17 protein-coding genes are annotated in these 21,392 nt (G+C 71.6%); 7 read left to right on the top strand and 10 right to left on the bottom strand.

Annotation, left to right across the window (positions count from 1 at the left end):
- Positions 1 to 285 precede the first annotated feature (285 nt).
- From ACIRQF_RS29320 to ACIRQF_RS29330, 3 genes are all read right to left on the bottom strand, one after another.
- Positions 286 to 969: a UdgX family uracil-DNA binding protein gene (locus tag ACIRQF_RS29320; RefSeq protein ID WP_404096450.1), complete on the bottom strand. Its 684-nt coding sequence runs from the start codon at positions 967 to 969 to the stop codon at positions 286 to 288.
- Positions 970 to 1,346: 377 nt separating this feature from the next.
- Positions 1,347 to 1,913: a cysteine hydrolase family protein gene (locus ACIRQF_RS29325; RefSeq protein ID WP_404096453.1), complete on the bottom strand. Its 567-nt coding sequence runs from the start codon at positions 1,911 to 1,913 to the stop codon at positions 1,347 to 1,349.
- A gap of 330 nt (positions 1,914 to 2,243) precedes the next feature.
- The gene (locus ACIRQF_RS29330) at positions 2,244 to 3,518 is read right to left on the bottom strand and encodes a peptide ligase PGM1-related protein (protein WP_404096455.1); all 1,275 of its coding nucleotides are present in this window, start codon (positions 3,516 to 3,518) and stop codon (positions 2,244 to 2,246) included.
- Between the two features lie 464 nt (positions 3,519 to 3,982).
- Between ACIRQF_RS29330 and ACIRQF_RS29335 the strand changes: the two genes are divergently transcribed.
- The gene (locus ACIRQF_RS29335) at positions 3,983 to 4,873 is read left to right on the top strand and encodes a glucose 1-dehydrogenase (RefSeq protein WP_404096458.1); all 891 of its coding nucleotides are present in this window, start codon (positions 3,983 to 3,985) and stop codon (positions 4,871 to 4,873) included.
- A 178-nt stretch (positions 4,874 to 5,051) separates the two neighbouring features.
- Here the strand turns inward: ACIRQF_RS29335 and ACIRQF_RS29340 are convergent, their stop codons facing one another.
- Positions 5,052 to 5,612 (bottom strand): metallophosphoesterase family protein, encoded by a 561-nt coding sequence (locus ACIRQF_RS29340; RefSeq protein ID WP_404096459.1) that lies wholly within the window; start codon positions 5,610 to 5,612, stop codon positions 5,052 to 5,054.
- A 205-nt stretch (positions 5,613 to 5,817) separates the two neighbouring features.
- On the opposite strand from ACIRQF_RS29340, the gene ACIRQF_RS29345 reads away from it, so the two are divergent.
- From ACIRQF_RS29345 to ACIRQF_RS29360, 4 genes are all read left to right on the top strand, one after another.
- Positions 5,818 to 7,362: an FAD-dependent oxidoreductase gene (locus ACIRQF_RS29345; RefSeq protein WP_404096462.1), complete on the top strand. Its 1,545-nt coding sequence runs from the start codon at positions 5,818 to 5,820 to the stop codon at positions 7,360 to 7,362.
- 346 nt (positions 7,363 to 7,708) lie between these two features.
- Positions 7,709 to 9,979, top strand: a complete 2,271-nt coding sequence (locus tag ACIRQF_RS29350) for a catalase (RefSeq protein ID WP_404096464.1) — start codon at positions 7,709 to 7,711, stop codon at positions 9,977 to 9,979.
- Between the two features lie 344 nt (positions 9,980 to 10,323).
- Complete coding sequence (locus tag ACIRQF_RS29355; RefSeq protein WP_404096467.1) at positions 10,324 to 10,608, top strand: hypothetical protein; 285 nt, start codon at positions 10,324 to 10,326, stop codon at positions 10,606 to 10,608.
- Complete coding sequence (locus ACIRQF_RS29360; protein WP_404096470.1) at positions 10,605 to 11,003, top strand: DNA-binding protein; 399 nt, start codon at positions 10,605 to 10,607, stop codon at positions 11,001 to 11,003. The genes ACIRQF_RS29355 and ACIRQF_RS29360 overlap by 4 nt, the downstream gene beginning before the upstream one ends.
- A gap of 392 nt (positions 11,004 to 11,395) precedes the next feature.
- Here the strand turns inward: ACIRQF_RS29360 and ACIRQF_RS29365 are convergent, their stop codons facing one another.
- Positions 11,396 to 12,724 carry a class I SAM-dependent RNA methyltransferase gene (locus tag ACIRQF_RS29365; protein ID WP_404096472.1) on the bottom strand — a complete coding sequence of 443 codons (1,329 nt, stop codon included), beginning with the start codon at positions 12,722 to 12,724 and terminating at the stop codon, positions 11,396 to 11,398.
- Between the two features lie 80 nt (positions 12,725 to 12,804).
- The gene (locus tag ACIRQF_RS29370) at positions 12,805 to 14,856 is read right to left on the bottom strand and encodes an APC family permease (RefSeq protein ID WP_376628701.1); all 2,052 of its coding nucleotides are present in this window, start codon (positions 14,854 to 14,856) and stop codon (positions 12,805 to 12,807) included.
- 379 nt (positions 14,857 to 15,235) lie between these two features.
- On the opposite strand from ACIRQF_RS29370, the gene ACIRQF_RS29375 reads away from it, so the two are divergent.
- A complete protein-coding gene (locus tag ACIRQF_RS29375; protein WP_046911473.1) occupies positions 15,236 to 15,904 on the top strand; it encodes a TrkA family potassium uptake protein in 669 nt (222 codons plus the stop codon).
- A complete protein-coding gene (locus ACIRQF_RS29380) occupies positions 15,904 to 16,581 on the top strand; it encodes a potassium channel family protein (protein ID WP_376628699.1) in 678 nt (225 codons plus the stop codon). Before ACIRQF_RS29375 ends, ACIRQF_RS29380 begins: the two co-directional genes overlap by 1 nt.
- A gap of 202 nt (positions 16,582 to 16,783) precedes the next feature.
- Here ACIRQF_RS29380 and ACIRQF_RS29385 read toward each other — a convergent pair whose 3' ends face one another.
- From ACIRQF_RS29385 to ACIRQF_RS29400, 4 genes are all read right to left on the bottom strand, one after another.
- Entirely contained in the window at positions 16,784 to 17,530 is a 747-nt protein-coding gene (locus tag ACIRQF_RS29385) for a DUF3159 domain-containing protein (protein WP_404096476.1), read from the bottom strand.
- Positions 17,531 to 17,533: 3 nt separating this feature from the next.
- Positions 17,534 to 17,932, bottom strand: coding sequence for an OB-fold nucleic acid binding domain-containing protein (locus ACIRQF_RS29390; RefSeq protein WP_365340625.1), 399 nt, complete (start codon positions 17,930 to 17,932; stop codon positions 17,534 to 17,536).
- Between the two features lie 46 nt (positions 17,933 to 17,978).
- The gene (locus ACIRQF_RS29395) at positions 17,979 to 18,668 is read right to left on the bottom strand and encodes a response regulator (RefSeq protein ID WP_376628695.1); all 690 of its coding nucleotides are present in this window, start codon (positions 18,666 to 18,668) and stop codon (positions 17,979 to 17,981) included.
- A 90-nt stretch (positions 18,669 to 18,758) separates the two neighbouring features.
- Complete coding sequence (locus ACIRQF_RS29400) at positions 18,759 to 21,344, bottom strand: DUF4118 domain-containing protein (protein ID WP_404096479.1); 2,586 nt, start codon at positions 21,342 to 21,344, stop codon at positions 18,759 to 18,761.
- Positions 21,345 to 21,392 lie beyond the last annotated feature (48 nt).

The raw sequence follows: 21,392 nt of genomic DNA on the forward strand, positions 1-21,392 counted from the left end.
ACCACCCTGTCCGCGGGGAAGGGGCGCGTGCCGTCGCGTCTCGTGGGACCCACCCGGGCAGTGGGCAGGGACCGGCCTCCGGGCGCGCGGGATCAGGCCACCAGGCCGCGTGCGCGACCTCGTGGGCAGGGACCGCGTACCGGGCGCGCGGGATCAGGCCACCAAGCCGCGCGCCCGACCTCGCGGGCACGGACCGGGGCACCCGTCGGGGCGAGATCAGGCCACCAAGCCGCGTGCCCGGCCTCGGCTCAGCGCGCCTGCGCAGCCTGCGGAGAGGTCCGCGCCCTACTGCAGCACGGTGGCGGCCAGGGACAGGTCGGCCACCAGTCCCGCGAAGGCCGCCTCCCGGTCGTCGGCCCGCAGGACGGCGGAGGGGTGGACCGTGGCCAGCAGCCGGCCGGGGGCGGCTGGCTGCCGGCCGAAGAGGTCCGGCATCGGCAGCAGGACACCACGCCGCTCGCCCACCCGGAACGAGGACCCGAGCAACGCCTTGCCCGCCGTTCCTCCCAGCACCACCAGCACCTCGGGGGCGACCCGTTTCAGCTCCTCCGCCAGCCAGGGCGTGCACGCGGTCATCTCCCGCAGGCTCGGAGCCTTGTGGATCCGGCGCCTGCCGCGCGCGTCCGGTGTGAACTTGAAGTGCTTCACCACGTTGGTGAAGTACGCCTTCTCGTCACCCAGCCCGGCCTCGTCGAGCGCCCGGCGCAGCAGCTGCCCCGCCGGGCCGACGAAGGGCTCCCCCTGCACATCCTCCCGGTCTCCGGGCTGCTCCCCGACCAGCATCAGCCGTGACCCGGCCGGGCCCTTTCCGAAAACCGTCTGCGTGGCATCGAGGAAGAGCGGGCACCCGTGGCAGTCGGCCGCCGCCCGGCACAGAGCCGCCAACCCGCCGCGCGAGGGCAGGTAGGGAGTGGCGTCGTACCCCTGGCCGCTGTCCGCGGCGGAGGCAGTACCCGCGTCAGCGACCATGACCGCCACCTTCGAGCCGTGGATCCCGTTCGTACGTCCTCGGTCGCCGTGAGCGCACGACCGAACGGCAGTCGGCGTGTGCCCGAGCGGCTCGGCCCGAAACCACCGGGCGGGCGAGCGACGTCGCCCGGCCGGTCGAGGGCGATCACCTCCCTCGAGGGCGATCACTTCCCCCCCGCCGATGGGAGCGGCGCCGCTCGGGTACCCAGGCCCGCAACCGGTCGGCGACCTGGTCGGCCCGCTGATCGGGTACGAGCCGGAACAGGAGGTCGGCGCCGACTTCCGCCTGAATGGGCGAGTGCGGGTGCGTTCCCAGGCGCCGAGCCTTCATGCGGCGGGGCTCCCGGCGGCGCGGTCGGTCTCGTCGACCGTCCGGCTCACGGCGCCGACCGGGCGTCGAAGGCGATGTCGTTCACCGGGGAGATCACGGCGGACATGTTGGTACGCATCATCCGCAGGGCCGCGGCGGCCAGCTCCGCGTCGATGTGGGCGACCGCGTCCTGCGCCACGACGACGTCGAAGTGCCGGATGTGAGCGTCCAGGGCCGAGTACAGCACGCACTGCTCGGTCACCTGGCCGCACAGGACCAGGCGCTCGGTTCCGAGCTGGTTCAGCAGGTACGCCAGAGCGGTCTCGAAGAAGATCGAGTGCCGCGCCTTCACCACGAAGAGGGACTCGTCGTCAGGTGCCACCGGTTCCACCAGGTCGGCGTGCCGGCCGGCGAGGGCGGCTCGCAGGATCTCCCCGTGATGGGAGCGCCATTCGCCGAAGTTGTCGTTCACGTAGACGACCGGGGACGCACTCGCCCGCGCGTTCTCGAGGAGTGTGGTGATCGCGGGAAGGGCCTCGCGGACGGACGGGACCAGGGCGTCGGCGTCCTCGTGGGCGTAGGTGTTGAGCATGTCGATCACGATCAGCGCCGTACCGGGCGTGGGAGTCGCCACTGCTACTCGTCCTCCTCCCCTCGCGAGACGGGTCCGGGCCTGGCGGAGCGGTGAGCGGGTAGCTCAGCGGCACTCTTGGGCACCAGTGTGCCCCGCGGGTGCGCATCCCGCCCCGCCGACGAGCCGGGGGCGGTCGGTTGATCCCCGGGCCTTCGCCGGCATTCGGGCGGCCCGGGGCGGTCGGTTGATCCCGGGGCCTTCGCCGGCATTCGGGCGGCCCGGGGCGGTCGGTTGATCCCGGGCCCTTCGCCGACCCTCGGGCGGCCCGGGGCGGTCGGCTGACCCCCGGGCCTTCGCCGACCCTCAGGCGGCCGGGGGCGCGGCGGCCGTTCACTCGAGCCCGAAGGCCTCCACCAGCCCGCCTTCCCACTCGCTCACCCCGTCCGGGTGGGCCGCGATGACCGCGTAGCGCCAGGAGCGGCCGTCCGGCGGCGCGTCCGCGTAGAGGACCACCCCCTCCCCCCGCGCCGGGTCGAACGCGAGCCGGTGGGCACGCAGCCGGTCGAGGGCTTCCGCCAGACCGAATGCCGTCCGGGCGTGCCCCTTCGACACCGTCCACGCCGGGTGGGCCGCGCCCGACGCGGCCGCGAGCCGGGTGACCATGGCGTGGGGCGTGGTGGTGGCGGTCCTGCGGACGTTGCTCTCACTGGCGTACAGCACTCCGTCCGCGTCCACGAGTGCGTCGATTCCGAACGGGCCGAGGTAGCCGTGGGCGGCCAGGTGGCGGCCCAGTTCCCTCCCCCACTCCTCCAGCTCGCCGGCCACGTGCGCACACGACATCGGCAGGGGTGACGCGTATCCGGTGAAGGAGCCCTGTTCCGTCCGCATCGCCCCGCTGAACATGGCACGAGTGCCTGAAGCCGTGTTCTCCATCTGGATGCTCACCGACTCGGCCACGGCCACGCACTCCTCCACCACCCACGTTCCCCGCGGGCCGCCGACCGTCGCCAGCGCCAGGCCCGCTCCTTCCCCGTCCTTCCCTGAGAGGAAGCGCATCCCGTGGCCCCCTGCGGAGCGGTCGGGCTTCACCACCACCTGCTCGTACCGCGCGAGCAGCTGCCGTACGACCTCCTCGACTTCGGGTCGGCGGCAGACCCGTCCCGCCGGCAGTCGCATGTCCAGCCGCGCGGCCGCTCGGCGGAAGCCGGCCTTCGTGTTCAACAGCATGGTCACCGGCAGAGCGGCGGCGGCATCGTCGACCGTCTCGTACGGATGGACGGTCAGCCCGAGTTCGCGCGCGAACCCGACGGCCGACGCGTCGGCAGCGGTCGGCAACAACGCCGTCCCCGGCCGCGCGTGAGCGGCCACCCGTTCCATCAGCCCCGCCTCGCGTACCGCCCGGGCCAGCGGGACCGCGCCGGCCGGTGGCACCTCGATGACGGTCGTCCGTTCCCGGGCCACCCCCGTCAGGTCGCTCACGTACCGCCGGAACCCCTCGCTCAGCGAGCCGGGGGTGACCAGTGCGTCGCCCTCCCGCAGCAACCACGCCTTGCGCGGCGCCTGCTGGGCCCACTGCGCCAGCACCCGGCCTTCGTTCAGGTCGACCGCCAAGTCCGAGAGGAAGTTGGCAAACAGCAGCAGGGGTCCTGCGTCCGGCTCGTTCACGGCTGTTCCTTTCACGCCGCACCGCGGAGGGTCCCGCTGGTCGGGCCTGCGGCGTCCCCATACTGCTTCCGGTCGGCTTCCGGTCGGTGGACCGGCACAGCACACCACGCGCGCCGACGACGATGTCGTCGGCGCCCCGAAGCCGGTACCGGCCACGGGCGGGCACGGGACGCACCGTCCGATCCACGTGAGATTCGGGCCGATCCACGTCAGATGCGGGCCGACCCACGTGAGATGCGGGCCGATCCGGGTACGCGCACGATGACCTTGACATCACACCCACGAGGACGAGGCGAAGAACGCCGCGTCGAGGGCCGCTCACCATGAACACGCAGCAGCCGAAGACCGCTCTCGGTCACTGACCACAGTCGATACGGAGTGGCCGCCGTCTCCCGGCACCCCTGCCGGTGGAACGGTGACGGGCACTCCCCGATCCGCCCGGACGGGCGCCCCATGGAGATCCCATGTCGCACGAAGAACGGCACGTTCCCGACCCCGTGACCCGCCACCCCCGCCCGCCCTTTCCCGACCAGGAGCAGGACCACCCCGGGTTCACCGAGGGGATGGATCCCCGGCCCGACCACGGTGAGGACTCCTACCGGGGGCACGACCTCCTCTTCGACCGGGCGGCCGTCGTCACCGGGGGCGATTCCGGGATCGGCAGGGCCGTGTGCCTGGCCTTCGCCCGGGAAGGCGCCGACGTCGTCTTCACCCATCTGGCCGAGGAATCGGACGAGGCGGCGGAGACGGCCCGGCTGGTGCGCGAGGCGGGCCGCACGGCCGTGGCCGTCGCGTGCGACATCCGCGACGAGGAGGAGTGCACGGCCCTGGTCGACCGGGCCGTGGCCGAACTCGGGCGCGTCGACATCCTCGTGAACAACGCCGCGTACCAGATGTCGCAGCCCGACGGGATCGAGGCGATCACGACGGAGCAGTTCGACCGGGTGATGAAGACGAACCTGTACGGGATGTTCTGGCTGACCCGTAAGGCCCTCGCGCACATGCCGAAGGGCGGCTGCGTCATCAACACGACGTCCGTCCAGGGCTACCAGCCCAGCCCGCATCTCCTCGACTACGCGATGACCAAAGCAGCGATCGTGTCCTTCACGCATGGGCTGGCGCAGATGCTCGCCGAGCGGGGCATCCGCGTCAACGGGGTCGCACCCGGGCCCGTGTGGACGCCGCTCATCCCGGCGACGATGCCGGACGCGAAGGAGTTCGGCGCCCAGTCGCCGCTGGGCCGGCCGGCCCAGCCCGCCGAGATGGCACCCGCGTACGTGTTCCTCGCCTCGCCGCAGGCGAGCTACATCACCGGCGAGATCGTGAACGCCACGGGCGGCACGCCTCTGCCGTGATGGCCCCTGCCGTGGTGATCCCTGCCGTGACGGCCCCTGCCGTGACGGCCCCTGCCGCGGTGATCCCTGCCGCGGTGATCCCTGCCGCGGCGATCCCTGCTGCGGTGATCCCTGCCGTGATGCGCGTGACCGCTCCGGAACCGGCCGAGAACGGTTTCGGCCGCCGTCCGACCGACACCTACCCCCCGGCAGGTGTCTCCGGCGGTGCCGAAGCCCTCGGCGAAGGGGCCCGGGACGGGGCGGCGGCGCGGGGCAGACGGTGGAGCGTCACGTCGTACAGCCTCGCGTCGGCCACGGTCAGCGTCATGAAGGAGCAGAAGGGCTGGCGCCTGCGGTCCGTCGGCGAGCCCGGGTTCAGCAGACGCAGACGCCCGGCGCGGGTGTCCCACGGGATGTGGCTGTGACCGAACACCAGGACGTCCACGTCGGGGAAGCGCGCGGCGCAGCGCCGCTCCCGGCCCGCGGCCGCACCCGTCTCGTGCGCGACCGCGAACCGCAACCCCTCCAGCTCGGCGTGGGCGACCTCCGGAAGCCTGCGGCGCAGTCCCGGGCCGTCGTTGTTGCCGTACACGCCGATCAGCCGGCGGGACCGCGACTCCAGCAGGTCGAGCGTGGCTTCGTCGATCCAGTCACCGGCGTGGATGACGGCGTCGGCGTCGGCGACGGCTGCCATGAGGGCTTCCGGAAGGGACGCGGCGCGGGCGGGGACATGGGTGTCCGAGGTCAGCAGGAGCCGCATGCGTCCCACGGTAGGCCGTCGCAGCCGCCGACGCCTCCGCGGGCGCGGCCCGTCCGGGAGTCGGCGGCGCTGCGGGGACCGCGGGAGCCCGCCCGGTGCGCGGACGCCGACGCGAGGGCGCACCGGTGGGGCGGGGGAACGGCGGTGCACCCGTCCGGGCGGAGCGACCGCGCATCAGTTTCGGTTCCGCGGGCAGCCGCAGACCATGCAGCGACTTCCCGATGCCGGACGGTCCTACTGGATGCGGACGGTGGCCTTTCCGTCCTTCGCCCCCCTTACCCGACCCGCCGAGGCGGACGTCGCGGTCATCGGCAGCGGCATCGCGGGGTTGAGTACGGCCTGGGAGCTCGCGCGGACGGGGCGGAGCGTCGTCGTGCTGGAGGCGCACCGGCTCGCGAGCGGCGTCACCGGGCATACGACGGGGAAGCTCACCGCCCTGCACACCTCCGTGTACGACACGCTTCGGAGAACCCACGGGGAGCGAGCGGCCCGCGACTACGCGGATTCCCAGAGCGCCGCCCTGCGCCACGTGTTCGACGTGGCCGGGCAGCTGGGCGTCGACTGCGAGCTCGAGACCCGCCCGGGCCTCACCTACTGCGAGCGACCGGACGCCGTCGACGCGCTGCGAGCCGAGGCCGAGGCGGCGCGCTCGGCCGGCCTCGCCGCCTCGTTCGTCACCGAGACCGGTCTCCCCTTCCCCGTCGCCGGCGCCGTCAGGGTGGAGGACCAGGCCCAGTTCCATCCGCTGAAGTACCTGCGCGGGCTCGTCGACGACATCGTCGCGCACGGCGGCCGGATCCACGAGGGCACCCGGGTCACCCGCCTCGACGACGGTGATCCCTGCCGACTCACCACGGAGGCCGGGGTGACCGTCTCGGCCCGCCACGTCGTGGTGGCCACGCACCACCCCGTCTTCGACCACGCCGTGCTCGCCGCCCGGCTCACCCAGCACCGCGACCTGGTGGTCGCGGGCTCGCTGCCCGCCGGTCGAGACCCCGACGGCATGTACATCACCACGGAAGGCGGCAAACGCTCCGTCCGCACCTCTCCCCTCGCGGACGGCAACCGCCTGCTCATCGTCACCGGCGAGGCGTTCACCCCCGGCACCGGCGAAGACACCGAGGCGGGATACGCCCGCCTGGAGGCCTGGACCGAGCGGCACTTCCCGGAGGTGGAGATCTCCCACCGATGGGCGGCTCAGGACAACAGCCCGACGGACACCGTGCCACTCGTGGGCAGGCTCCCCACGGGCGGCGAGAACGTGTACGTCGCCACCGGCTTCGGCGGCTGGGGAATGACGGGCGGGGTCATGGCCGGGGCGCTCATCGCCTCTCTCGTCGACGGCGCGCCCCACCGGTGGGCCAGCCTCTACGACCCCGGCCGTCTCGGCTCCGCCGTGCAGGCCGCACCGGCGTTCCTCAAGGCGCAGTGGGACACCGGCAAACACTTCGTCAAGGACCGCCTCGACACGTTCGGCGACGGCACGGGGGGCTCCGTCGGAGACCTGCGGCCTGGTGAGGGGACCGTGGTCCGGGTGGAAGGCAAACCGTGCGCCGTGCACCGCGACGACGAGGGCGAGCTGCACGCGGTGTCCGCCGTCTGCACCCACCTGGGGTGCATCGTCGCCTTCAACAACGCCGAACGCACCTGGGAGTGCCCGTGCCACGGCTCCCGCTTCGGCATCGACGGCGACGTGGTGCAGGGCCCGGCCCTGCACCCTCTGGAACGGCGGGACCCCCCGGAGTCGTGACGGACCAGCGAGGCGTCGAGCTCGCCGGAGCGATGAGGGTCGCGCGACCGCGGACCCGCGCGCCCCCGCCGTACGCCCCAAGGTCCTCGCGCGTGCGTGGCCCCGGCATCGGCGCCCTGCCCACGCCCCGCCCTCCCCTGCCCACGCCCCACCCTCGCCCTGGCCGCGCAAGAGGCTCACGGCCGAAGTTCCGAAACGGTCGGTCGCCAGGACCGCGCGACCGCCACGACCGCCACGACCGCCACGACCGCCACGACCGGACAGGCTAGCCAAGGTTTCAGGAGGCATGGCTTCCGGTCACACGTACAGGGCCCGAGGGCACCCCCTGCTTGCGTCTGGAGATGTGATGTCCGAGAAGAAACCGGTGAAGGCTGTCGCCGACAAGAACGCCGCCCTGCACTCGGGTCCGGCAGAGGGCCCCGAAGGGGGAGTCCCCGGCAAGCCCGCTCCGGTCTCTCCCCAGCTCGTCGAACCCGTTGTTCCCGTGGAGCCGCTCCCGCCGAAGGCGGACCAGAGCGGCCCGGAGACGGTGAGCCCGACCGGGCAGCCCACCGGCGCGGAGCAGGCCAGGTCGGCGCAGAGCGGCGCGTACCTGACCACGGCCCAGGGCACGCGCCTGCCCGATACCGACCACTCGCTGAAGGCGGGCCCGCGGGGGCCGGTGCTGCTGCAGGACCACCATCTGCGCGAGAAGCTCATGCACTTCGACCACGAGCGGATTCCGGAGCGCGTGGTCCATGCCCGAGGCGCGGCCGCGCACGGCGTGTTCCAGTCCTACGGCACGGCGCAGGAGGTCAGCAAAGCCGCTTTCCTCGCCCGGGACGTCGAGACGCCGGTCTTCGTGCGGTTCTCCACCGTGCTGGGCTCGCGCGGCTCCGCCGACACGGTGCGCGACACCCGCGGCTTCGCCACCAAGTTCTACACGGAGGAAGGCGTCTTCGACCTCGTCGGGAACAGCATTCCCGTGTTCTTCATCCAGGACGCCATCAAGTTCCCCGACATCGCCCACGCCGCCAAGCCCCACCCGGACCGGGAGATCCCGCAGGCCCAGTCCGCGCACGACACGTTCTGGGACTTCGTCTCCCTGCACACCGAAGCCACCCACCACACCCTGTGGAACATGTCCGACCGGGGCATCCCCCGCTCGTACCGGATGATGGAGGGCTTCGGCGTCCATACCTTCCGCCTCGTCAACGCCGAAGGCATCACGACGCTGGTGAAGTTCCACTGGAAGCCCAGGCTGGGCGTCCACTCCCTCGTCTGGGAGGAGGCGCAGATCCTGGGCGGGGTGGATCCCGACTTCCACCGCCGGGACCTCTTCGACGCCATCGAGGCGGGTGCGTTCCCGCAGTGGGAGCTGGGGATCCAGACCTTCCCCGACACCGACGACCAGATGTTCGAGGGCATCGACCTCCTCGACGCGACGAAGTTCGTGCCCGAGGAGCTCGCGCCGGTGAAACCGGTCGGGCTGCTGACGCTGAACGCGAACCCGTCGAACTTCTTCGCCGAGGTGGAACAGGTCGCCTTCCACCCCGGCCACCTCGTCCCGGGCATCGACGCCACCGACGACCCGCTGCTCGCCGGACGCAACTTCTCCTACCTGGACACCCAGCTCACCCGGCTCGGCGGCCCCAACTTCGCGCAGATCCCGATCAACCGCACGCACGCCCCCGTCAACGACATGCTCCGCGACGGCTTCCACCAGACGGCCGTGCACCGGGGGGCCGCCCCGTACAAGCCCAACAGCCTCGACGGCGGCTGCCCCTTCTTCGCCGGCGCCGACACCGGGGCGTTCATCGAAGTACCGGTGGAGGTACCGGCCGGACGCAAGGTCCGGGAGGCCCCGGCCTCGTACGACGACCACTTCTCCCAGCCGCGCCTGTTCTGGCGGAGCATGAGCCGCGTCGAGCGCGAGCACATCATCGCCGCCTACGCCTTCGAGCTGTCCAAGTGCTACGAGCAGGCGATCAAGGAACGCACCCTGGCCGTCCTCGCCAACATCGACCCGGAGCTGTGCGCGCAGGTCGCCGCCGGCCTGGGCCTGGCCGCGCCCGCCGCCACCGAACCCCTCGCCGACGTCACCCCGAGCCCCCGCCTGTCGCAGGTCGGCGCCACCTGGCCCCTGGACGGACGCGTCGTCGGCATCGTCACCGATCAGGCCGTCGACACGACCGGTGTGCGTGCGGTCCGCGAGGCCGTACTGGACGCCGGCATGGTGCCGCTGGTCGTGGCGGCGGCCGGCGGAGTGCTGGGCAAGGGCGGCGACCCTGTCACCGTGCAGCGCACCTTCGCCACCGCCCGCTCCGTCGAATTCGACGCCTTGGTCTTCCTGGGCGCCCCACAAGCCGGGGCCGACGCGTACGGCGCCCGCGACGCCAAGGCGGGCGCTCCCGGCCAGGCCATCGGTGACCCGCGGGTGCTGACACTGCTGACCGAGGCGTACCGGCACGGCAAGGCCCTCGCGGGCTGGGACGGAGCCGAAGCACTCTTCGAGGCCGCCGGCATCTCCGCCGGTGAACCCGGCGTCATCCTGTCGGACGGACCGCAAGCGGTACCCCGGTTGCTGGAACTGCTGGCGTCCCACCGTGTCTGGGAACGCTTCCCCGCAGCCGTGTGACGCCCTCCCCCGCCGCGGACCGTGCTCCGCCCCTACGGGCTGGCAACGGTCCCCTGCGGGCGGGATCACGCACTGCCCCCGGCTGCGCACGGGCCCGCCGATCAGCGGACCGCGGCCCGTTGCGGGCTCAGAGACCGGGGCCCGCCAAGGAGCCGCCGGTCACTGACTGCCGCAGGGGGCCCTCAGCTCTGACGTCATGCCAGAACGGGCGGCACGAACGTCATCTCAGCGTCGGATATCGCCCGCCACGTCCACCACGCACCTCATGCACCCGCAGAGGATCTCCGGGACTGACCGGCAGCAAGGGGATCGCCGTATAGCATTTGAAATGCGATACTCGCCCTATGGCTGACGACGACACCGACTTCCCTCCCGGCGACGGTCCCAGCAGCGGTATCTCCGTCTCCCTGACCGCCGGCACCCTGCAAGCGATCCGTGAGCGGGTCGGCAAGCGGGGTGTGTCCGCATACCTGGAGAAGGCCGCGCAGCGGCAGATCGAGCGCGACAACCTGGACGAGTTGATCGCCGACTTCGACAAGACCCACGGGCCCGCCGACCCGGAGGCGGTGGCCGCCAAGCGGGCAAAGCTCACCGGCGGCGCCTCCTCCGGGACCGGGGCTGCCGCGTGAGCGGCGCCCTGATCCTGGACAGTGAGGGCCTGGCCAAGGCCGTCCAGCGCGACCGCGAGGTCCACGAGTGGCTCACGGCCGCCCGCGACGCCGACCTTCCAGTGCTCACCTCCGCCGCGGTACTCGTCGAAGTGATCCACCCCCGAATCAACGATGCCGCTCTGAAATGGACGCTGTCCCGCCTCCGGGTCGAACCGGTCACCCAGGCCCTCGCCCAGTCCGCCGCCACCCTGCTACGCACAGCCGGGCTCCACGGTCACAAGTACGCCATCGATGCCATACTTTGCGCCACCGCGCTCGCCCAGCCGGGCCGCGTCACGATCCTGACGTCCGACGTCGAGGACATCACCCTGCTCACCGCCGACCACCCACGCGTAACTGCCGAGAAAATCTGATCCCGGCCACGCCGCCTGCCCTGACGCACGACGGAGTACGCAGAAGGAGCGGCGCCCCGGAGCCCGGCACAACCGCCCCTTCGTGTTCAGCCGTCCGCCGGTCATGAGGCCCCGCGGAGGAATTCCTCGTAGAAGGCGTGCTTGCCTTACCCGGTCTCCAAGATCTCCAGGAGGTCACGCGCCTCCTCGCGGCCCCACGAGCTCGGCCGCCACCTCAAGGTACCCACGGCTACACAGCCGAGGGCTCCGCCCGGCGGTCGCCAATCACGCATGCCGACCCATCAGAAACCGCGCCGTCCGTGCGTCATACGTGCGCCGCGTGCGTCGAATATGCCTCAAGATCGCACCTAACGCACGCAACACCCATAACGCACACTCGGAGAAACAGCAGGTCAGCGGCCCTTATCGGCCGGCTCAAGGATCGCCACGCACTCCACATGATGCGTCATCGGGAACAGATCGAACGCCCGCAGCGTCCGGACCCGGTAGCCGCCCTCGCGGAAGTACGCCAGGTCGCGGGCCAGGGCCGCCGGGTCGCAGGCGACGTAGGCGATGCGGCGGGCGCCGAGGGAGGCGAGGTGCTTGACGGTCTGCTTGCCGGCGCCGGCGCGCGGGGGGTCGAGGACGATGAGGTCCACTTCGGTGATGCCGGTGCGCGGGAGGACCGACTCGACCTTGCCCTGCTCGATGCGGACGCGCGGGAAGTCGGCCAGGTTGTGGCGGGCGTCCTCCACCGCGCGCTTGCCGGACTCGATGCCGAGGACGGCGCCCTGGTCGCCGACGCGGTCGGCGAGGGCGCCCGCGAAGAGGCCGACGCCGCAGTACAGGTCGAGGGCCGTCTCGCCCTTGCGGGGCGTCAGGCCCTGCATGACGGCGAGCATGAGCGTCTGCGCGGCCTTCGGGTGGACCTGCCAGAAGCCGCCGCTGCCGACGCGGTAGGTGCGCTCGTCGGCGCGCTCGCGGACGAAGGGGCGGCCGTGGACGCGGTGCACGCCGCCGTCCTTCTCCTCCACGCGCATCACGGAGACGGGCTTGTCGAGCTCCACGATGGGAAGGCGGGCGCCCGGGCGCGGGGTGAGGATCACCTGACGGTCCTGCGAGCCGCTGGCGGCGATGGCCTCGACGGACGCCATGCCCTCCCAGGTGCGCTGCTCGATGCCCAGCTCGGAGACGCCCTCCGCCGCGATCATGCAGTGGTCGATCACCTCGACCTCGTGCGAGCGGTGCTTGCGCAGGCCGGGTCGGCCGAATTCGTCGATCGCGTACTGGACGCGGGTGCGCCACTGCGGGACCTCGCCCGCGGGGACCTTGTCGCCCTCGGCCGGCGAGACGGTGCCGTCCCAGCCGGCCTCCTCGGGGGTCAGGCCGGCGAGCCGCTTGAGCTGCTCGGCGATGACCTCGCCCTTCAGGCGCCGCTGGGCGCCCGGCTTGGCGTGCTGCCAGTCGCAGCCGCCGCACTTCCCGGGGCCGGCGAAGGGACACGGCGCCTCGATGCGGTCCTTGGAGGCCTCGAGGATCTCGACCGCGTCGGCGCGCAGGAAGCGCGAGGTCTCCTCGCCCTCGGTGACCCGGGCCCGGACCCGCTCGCCCGGCAGCGCGTGCCTGACGAAGAGGACCCGGCCCTCCTCGGTGCGGGCGATGCAGTGACCGCCGTGAGCCACCGGGCCGACCTCGACCTCGTACTCCTCCCCGACCAATGACGCAACAGGGGTGTTCTGCATGACCGGGGGCTCCAGGGAGGAAGGGGGAAGACTGGTGGGCTGCTGTCGTGACAGCAGCCCACCAGTCTAGTTGTTCTTTTTCAGTGGTTCTTTCCGGCCGGTTCCTTCGCGCCCTTCTCGACCGGGCCGCGGCGCACCGAGCCCGGCGCGTTCCACTCCTGGCGCTTCCTCGCCCGCTTCTTCGCGACCTCGGAGGACTGGAGCTGGTACGGGACCGAGGTCACCATGACGCCCGGGGTGAAGAGCAGGCGGCCCTTGAGGCGCAGGGCGCTCTGGTTGTGCAGCAGGTGCTCGTACCAGTGGCCGACCACGTACTCGGGGATGTAGACCGAGACGGCGTCGCGCGGGCTCTCCTTGCGGAGGTTCTTCACGTAGTCGATGACCGGCCGGGTGATCTCGCGGTACGGCGAGTCGAGGATCTTCAGCGGCACGTTGATGCCGCGCCGCTCCCACTCCTCCTTGAGCGCCTTGGTCTCCGCCGGGTCGACGTTGACGGTCAGCGCCTCCAGCTCGTTGGCGTGGAGCAGCTTCGCGTAGGCGAGGGCGCGCAAGGTGGGCTTGTGGAGCTTGGAGACGAGGACGACGGACCGGACCCGGGAGGGGCGGACGTACTCGTCGGGGCGCTCCTCGGCGGCGGCGATCTCCGCGGCGACGGAGTCGTAGTGGCGGCGGATCGCGGTCATCGTCACGTAGAAGATCACCATGCCGAGCAGGGCGACCCACGCGCCGTGGGTGAACTTGGTCGCGAGGACGACGACGAGGACGAGGCCGGTGAAGAAGGCGCCGAAGGTGTTGATCGCACGGGAGCGGATCATGTGGCGGCGCTTGGCCTGGTCCCGCTCGGTGGCCAGGTGCCGGTTCCAGTGCCGGACCATGCCGATCTGGCTCAGGGTGAAGGAGACGAACACACCGACGATGTACAGCTGGATGAGCCGCGTCGAGTCGGCGCCGTAGATCCACACCAGCAGGGCGGCGGCGCCGGCCAGCAGCACGATGCCGTTGGAGAAGGCGAGGCGGTCGCCGCGGGTGTGCAGCTGGCGGGGCAGGTAGCGGTCCTGGGCGAGGATCGAGCCCAGGAGCGGGAAGCCGTTGTACGCCGTGTTGGCGGCCAGGAACAGGACGAGCGCGGTGGCGGCGGCCAGCAGGATGAAGAAGAACGTGTCCTGGCCGAAGACGGCGGCGGCGACCTGCGAGATGACCGGGTCCTGGACGTAGCCCGGGCCGACCGGCACGCCGTTGAGGAGCAGGTCCTCGGCGGGCTTCTCGGCCATCCGGACGTCGGTGGCCATGGCGAGGAAGATGATGCCGCAGAACATGGTGACGGCCAGACCGCCCATGAGGGCGAGCGTGGTCGCGGCGTTCTTCGACTTCGGCTTGCGGAAGGCGGGCACACCGTTGGAGATGGCCTCGACACCGGTGAGCGCCGCACAGCCGGAGGAGAAGGCCCGCAGCAGGAGGAACACAAGGGCGAATCCGGCCAGCCCCTGGTGCTCGGCCTTGATCTGGAAGTCGGCCGTGGGCGCGCGCATGGTGTCGTCGAGGACGAGACCTCGCCAGGCACCCCAGAGGATCATCACGAAGACGCCGAAGACGAAGACGTACGTCGGGATGGCGAAGAGGCCGCCGGACTCCTTCACGCCGCGCAGGTTCATCAGCGTCAGCAGCACGATCACCGCGACGGCCGAGGCGACCTTGTGCTCGACGACGAACGGCACGGCCGAGCCGAGGTTCTCGATGCCGGAGGAGATCGACACCGCGACGGTGAGGACGTAGTCGACGAGCAGGGCGCTCGCGACGGTCAGTCCGGCCTTCGGCCCCAGGTTGGTGGTGGCTACCTCGTAGTCGCCGCCGCCGCTCGGGTACGCGTGGACGTTCTGCCGGTACGAGGCGACGACCGTGAACATCAGCACCACGACGGCCAGCGCGATCCACGGGCTGAAGTGGTACGCCGACAGGCCAGCGACGGAGAGGACGAGAAGGACCTCGCCCGGCGCGTACGCCACCGAGGACAGCGGGTCGGAGGCGAAGACGGGGAGGGCGATCCGCTTCGGGAGAAGGGTCTCTCCGAGCTTGTCGCTGCGCAGGGCCCGCCCGATCAGGATCCGTTTGGGCACGTCGGTCAGTTTGGACACGCAGAGGATCGTAAGCGTTCGAAAAGGGCGGCGCCGACCCACCACCCCTATCCGCACGGAATCTCCCTGGGTACCACCTCCGCGCGGGCCCCGGCGAGTACCCCTCGGCACGGCTGACGCGGTCATGACGGTGTCTTGACGCGTTTCTAACGAGGGCTGCGTGAGGTCCCCACCCCCGTGGCCGCATAAGCTCGTTCCGGACAGCACGTCGGTGCCGGTCCGCCACGGCCCGGGCCAGACGGGCCGGGCACCTGTCCGAAACGGGCCGGTGTCAGGCCGGCGTCGAGCCGGACGGGTTGGCCGCATCCGCGGCCAGGAAGTTGTGAGCAGGGTGTTTTCGCAGGTCAGTAAGACGATCAGGAGTGCGGGGTAAGGGGACGTGCACATCGTCATCATGGGCTGCGGGCGAGTGGGAGCCGCTCTCGCGCAGACCCTGGAGCAGCAGGGGCACACGGTCGCCGTCGTGGACCAGGACCCGACGGCGTTCCGCCGTCTGGGCTCGGGCTTCGGGGGCCGCCGGGTCACGGGCGTGGGCTTCGACCAGGACACGCTGCGTGAGGCGGGCATCGAAGAGGCCGGCGCCTTCGCCGCGGTGAGCAGCGGCGACAACTCCAACATCATCGCGGCGCGGGTCGCGCGCGAGATGTTCGGCATCGAGAACGTCGCCGCCCGCATCTACGACCCCCGGCGCGCCGAGGTCTACCAGCGCCTGGGCATCCCCACCGTCGCGACGGTCCGCTGGACCGCCGACCAGATGCTGCGACGGCTGCTGCCGTCCGGCGCCGAGCCGCTGTGGCGTGACCCGAGCGGCGGCGTACAGCTCGCCGAGGTGCACACCTCCCCGGCGTGGATCGGCCACAAGGTCAGCCGGCTCCAGGAGGAGACCGGCGTGCGCGTGGCATTTCTCACCCGGCTGGGCGAAGCGATTCTTCCGACCTCGCAGACGGTGCTGCAGGAGGGCGACCTCGTGCACGTCATGATGCGCACGGACGAGATCGACAAGGTCGAGGCGGCCTTCGCCGAGGGTCCCGAGGAGGGCGGTCACTGATGCGTGTCGCTATTGCCGGCGCCGGCGCGGTGGGCCGGTCCATCGCGGGCGAGCTCCTGGAGAACGGCCACGAGGTCCTGCTCATCGACAAGGCGCCGACCGCCATCTCGGTGGAGCGGGTGCCGCAGGCGGAGTGGCTGCTCGCGGACGCCTGCGAGATCACCTCGCTGGACGAGGCCGCGCTGCAGCGCTGCAACGTCGTGATCGCCGCGACCGGTGACGACAAGGTGAACCTGGTCGTCTCGCTGCTCGCCAAGACCGAGTACGGCGTGCCCCGCGTGGTCGCCCGGGTCAACAACCCGAAGAACGAGTGGCTGTTCAACGAGGCGTGGGGCGTCGACGTCGCCGTCTCCACGCCCCGCCTGATGTCGGCCCTGGTGGAGGAGGCGGTGAGCGTCGGCGACCTGGTCCGGCTGCTGCGCTTCAGCCACGGCGACGCCAACCTGGTCGAGCTCACGCTGCCGCCGGAGTCGGCGATCGCGGGCACGCAGGTCGGCGACGTGGCCTGGCCGCAGGACACCTCGCTCGTCACCATCATCCGCGGCTCGCGGGTCCTGACGCCGAGCGCGGAGGAGACCCTGGAGGCGGGCGACGAGCTGCTGTTCGTGGCCACCCAGGCGCGCGAGGAGCAACTGGAGGACCTGCTGTCGGTCCGCCGGGAGCCGACGGAGAGCTGACGGCCTTCGGGAGGCGCCTCCCGAGGGCGCCGCTCGCCGCTACGCGAAGGGGCCCGGGACCTGTGACAGGTCCCGGGCCCCTTTCCGTACGAGGTACGCGGTACGAGTACGCGGTACGCGGTACGAGCTGCGTCGGCGGTGCGGCGTGCGTCCCGCCGTACGGCACCGCGGCCGCTGCACGGCAACGGCCGCCGCCGCACGGCTACGGCTCGATACGCCCCTTGGCCGCGGCCTCCTTGCGGGCCTTCTCGGCCTCCTCCTCGGCCTCCATCTCCGCGAAGACGTCGATCGGCGGCGGCGCCTTGGCGAGGAACACCCAGGTCAGATAGACCGCGAGCAGGAACGGCGGGATCTTCAGGGCGACCAGCACCCAGCCGAGCTGCGCCGTGTCCGCCCACCAGTAGAGCGGGAAGAGGATCGCGCACTTGGCGAGCAGGATCAGGCCCCAGGCCCAGCTGGCCTTCGCGTACGCCTTCTTGCGCCCCGGGTTGCGGGTGCGCCAGGAGAGGTTCTCCTTGAAGACCGGGCCGAGGATCAGGCCGATCAGGGGCACGCCGGCGAGGGTCGTGACGATGTACGCGAGCGCGAGACCGAGCGTGTAGATCATGCCCGGCAGGTAGAAGTCCTTCGCGTTGCCGGTCATCATCGCGAAGACGACACCGAATGCCACGCCGAAGACACCGCTGAAGGCGTGCTTGACGGTGTCGCGGCGGACCAGCCGTACGACCACGAGGACGACCGAGACCGCGAGCGCGGCGATCGCCGAGACATGCAGGTTCTTGTTGATCGTGTAGATCGTCACGAAGAGCAGGCCCGGCAGGACCGTCTCCACCATGCCGCGAACCCCGCCGAACGCCTCGAAGAGCGCGGCCTCGGTCACCGCCTTGTCGGTCCGGGCGTCCTGGTCCGGGGCCGACGGGTCTGCGGTCGGCTTGTCGACTGACGTCACCGGCTACTCCTGTCCGAGCGGTCGGAGCTCGTATTTGGGATTGAAGAGGACCCGCCGGCCGTGGCTCATCGAGATACGGCCGGAGGCGATCAGCTTGCGACCCGGTTCGATGCCCACGATGGACCGGCGGCCCAGCCAGACGACGTCCAGCGGTGCCGTGCCGTCGAACAGCTCGGCCTCCAGCGCGGGCACCCCCGCCCGGGGACGCAGGGTGACCGTGCGCAAAGTACCAGTCACCTTGACTATCTCGCGGTCGGAACAGTCCGAGATGCGGGTGCACCCGGAGGCCGCGGAGTCTTCCTGGAGCTCCACCGACTCCAGCTCCTCCTGCGAAGTGGAGAGTCGGTCGAGCAAGCGGCGGAAGCGCCCGGCCGGCTTCTCTGTACGGGGTGCAGCACTCATACAGAAAGCGTACCGGCCCCCGTCGACACGGAACCCGGCACCGAACTCAGTGTTCGAAGCGGTAGCCCATGCCCGGTTCGGTGACGAAGTGCCGCGGATGCGAGGGGTCCTGCTCCAGCTTCCGGCGCAGCTGCGCCATGTACACCCGGAGGTAGTTGGTCTCGGTGCCGTACGAGGGTCCCCACACCTCCTGGAGCAGTTGCTTCTGGCTGACCAGGCGGCCGCTGTTGCGGACCAGGACCTCCAGGAGGTGCCACTCGGTCGGGGTGAGCCGCACGTCCTTGCCGTCGCGGTGGACCTTCTTCGCCGCCAGGTCGACGCTGAAGCCGTCCGTCTCGACGACCACGACGACGCCCTCCTCACCGCCGCCGACCGGCTCGGCCCGGCGGACCGCCGCACGCAGCCGGGCCAGCAGCTCGTCCATGCCGAAGGGCTTGGTGACGTAGTCGTCGGCGCCCGCGTCGAGCGCCTCCACCTTCTCGTCGGAGGTCTGCCGGGCCGAGAGCACCAGGATCGGCACCCGGGTCCAGCCGCGCAGGCCCTTGATCACCTCGACGCCGTCCATGTCGGGCAGACCGAGGTCGAGGACGACGACGTCGGGGTGCCGCTCGGCGGCGAGCCGCAGGGCGGTGGCGCCGTCGGGCGCCGCGTCGACCTCGTACTTGCGTGCCTTCAGGTTGATCACCAGGGCGCGGACGATCTGTGGCTCGTCGTCGACCACGAGGACCCGGGTCATGGAGGGGTGCCCTTCTTTCCGTGGGTAGGCGGTGCGGGGGGGGAGGTGGAGGCAGTGGGTGCGAGTCGGCGGTACGGGGCAGGGCCCGCGCTACGTGAAGGTGTGGACGGACGTCGTGTGGGCGGACGCCGTGCGGGCGGACGTCGTCGCGGCGGCCTCGGGGGGCGGGGGCGCGGTGCCGGCGGCGGTCCTGAGCGTGAGGACCATGGTGAGTCCGCCGCCCGGGGTGTCCTCGGCGGAGACCGTGCCGCCCATGGCCTCGACGAAGCCGCGGGCGACCGCCAGGCCCAGGCCGACCCCCGAGCCGCGCGGGGCGTCGCCGAAGCGCTGGAAGGCTTCGAAGATGCGCTCCTTGCCCGCGTCGGGGACGCCGGGCCCGCGGTCTGTCACGCGCAGTTCGAGCCGCTCGCCGAGCACGCTGGCGCCGACGGCGACCGGGACGCCCTCGGGGCTGTACTTCACGGCGTTCTCGACGATGTTGGCGACGGCCCGTTCCAGCAGGCCGCGGTCGACGGCGACCATGGGCAGGGTCTCGGGGATGTCGAGTTCGACGCTCCCGTCGGGGACGCCGCCCAGCGCCATGGGCACCACCTCGTCGAGGTCCGTCGGACGGATGAGCGGAGTCACGGTGCCGGTCTGGAGCCGGGACATGTCGAGGAGGTTGCCGACGAGGTGGTCGAGCCGGTCGGCACCCTCCTCGATGCCTTCGAGGAGCACGGCGCGGTCCTCCTCGGACCACTCGACATCGTCGGAGCGCAGGGAGGAGACAGAGGCCTTGATGCCGGCGAGCGGGGTGCGCAGGTCGTGGCTGACGGCGGCGAGGAGCGAGGTGCGGATCTTGTTGCCCTCGGCGAGCCGGCGGGCCTCCTCGGCCTCGCCGACGAGGCGCTGACGGTCCAGGACGACGGCGGCCTGGGCGGCGAACGCACCCAGCACGCGGCGGTCCTCGGCGGGCAGCACCCGGCCGGTCAGGGCGAGCGCGAGGTGGTCACCGACGGGCATGTCGACGTCGGCTTCCTCGGGCCGGTCGACGGGCCGGGCGCCGACGCTCGCCGCACAGGTCCACGGTTCGAGGTCGCCCGAGCGTTCCAGGAGGGCGACGGAGTCCATGGAGAAGGTCTCGCGGACGCGTTCGAGGAGGGCCTCCAGGCTGGACTCCCCGCGCAGGACACTGCCCGCCAGATGCGAGAGGACCTCGGACTCGGCGCGCAGCCGGGCGGCCTGGTGGGTGCGGCGGGCGGCGAGATCGACCACGGAGGCCACGGACATGCCCACGCCGAAGAACACGGCAATGGCCACGATGTTCGTGGGATCGGCGATGGTCAGCCGGTGGATCGGCGGGGTGAAGAACCAGTTGAGCAGCAGCGAGCCGAAGGCCGCGGCCACGAGGGCCGGCAGGAATCCGCCGAGGAGGGCGGCGGCGACCGTCAGGGCCAGGAACAGCAGCATGTCGTTGGCGAGCCCGAGGTCCGCGTCGACGTTCGTGAGCAGCAGGGTGAGCAGCAGGGGCGCGACGACGCCGACCACCCAGCCCCACAGGATCCGCGCCCGGCCGAGCCGGGCACCGCGGGCGACGGGCAGACCGCGGCCCTTGGCGGCCTCCTCGTGGGTGACGATGTGCACGTCGAGGTCGGGTCCGGAGTCGCGGGCGACGGTCTGGCCGACACCGGGACCGAGCACGTACTGCCAGGAGCGGCGCCGGCTGGAGCCGAGGACGATCTGCGTGGCGTTGACGCCACGGGCGAACTCCAGGAGGGCGGACGGCACGTCGTCGCCTATGACGTGGTGGAACGTTCCCCCGAGGTCCTCGACGAGGGTCCGCTGGTCGGCGAGCTCCTTCGGGGAGGCGGAGGTGAGACCGTCGCTGCGGGAGACGTAGACGGCGAGGACCTCCCCGCCCGCGCCCTTCTCCGCGAGGCGGGCGGCGCGGCGGATGAGGGTGCGCCCCTCGGGGCCGCCGGTGAGGCCGACGACGATGCGCTCGCGGGCCTGCCAGGTGGAACGGATGTTGTGCTCACCGCGGTACTCGCGCAGGTACTCGTCGACCCGGTCGGCGGTCCAGAGCAGCGCCAGCTCCCGCAGCGCGGTGAGGTTGCCGGGGCGGAAGTAGTTCGACAGGGCCGCGTCGACCTTGTCGGACTGATAGATGTTCCCGTGCGCCATCCGACGTCGCAGGGCCTGCGGCGACATGTCGACCAGCTCTATCTGGTCGGCCCGCCTGACCACCTCGTCGGGTACGGTCTCCCGCTGCCGTACGCCGGTGATCGACTCGACCACGTCACCCAGTGACTCCAGGTGCTGGATGTTGACGGTCGATATGACGTCGACCCCCGCGGCGAGCAGTTCCTCGACGTCCTGCCACCGCTTCGCGTTGCGTGAGCCGGGCACGTTGGTGTGGGCGAGCTCGTCCACGAGCGCCACGGCGGGCCGTCGGGCCAGCACGGCGTCGATGTCCATCTCGGGGAAGGCGGTCCCCCGGTACTCGATCCGCTGCCGGGGCACCTGCTCCAGCCCGTGCAGCATCACTTCGGTCCGCGGCCGCCCGTGGTGCTCCATGAAGGCGACCACACAGTCCGTCCCCCGCTCGACGCGCCGATGCCCCTCGGACAGCATCGCGTACGTCTTGCCGACGCCCGGTGCCGCGCCCAGGTAGATCCGTAGTGTCCCGCGTCCCATGGCTCGACCTTACGTCCAGCGAAACGGACATTCCGTACGGGTGTGGGC

It is taken from the genome of Streptomyces sp. NPDC101191 (genome assembly GCF_044767915.1).
Taxonomy (GTDB): Bacteria; Actinomycetota; Actinomycetes; order Streptomycetales; family Streptomycetaceae; genus Streptomyces.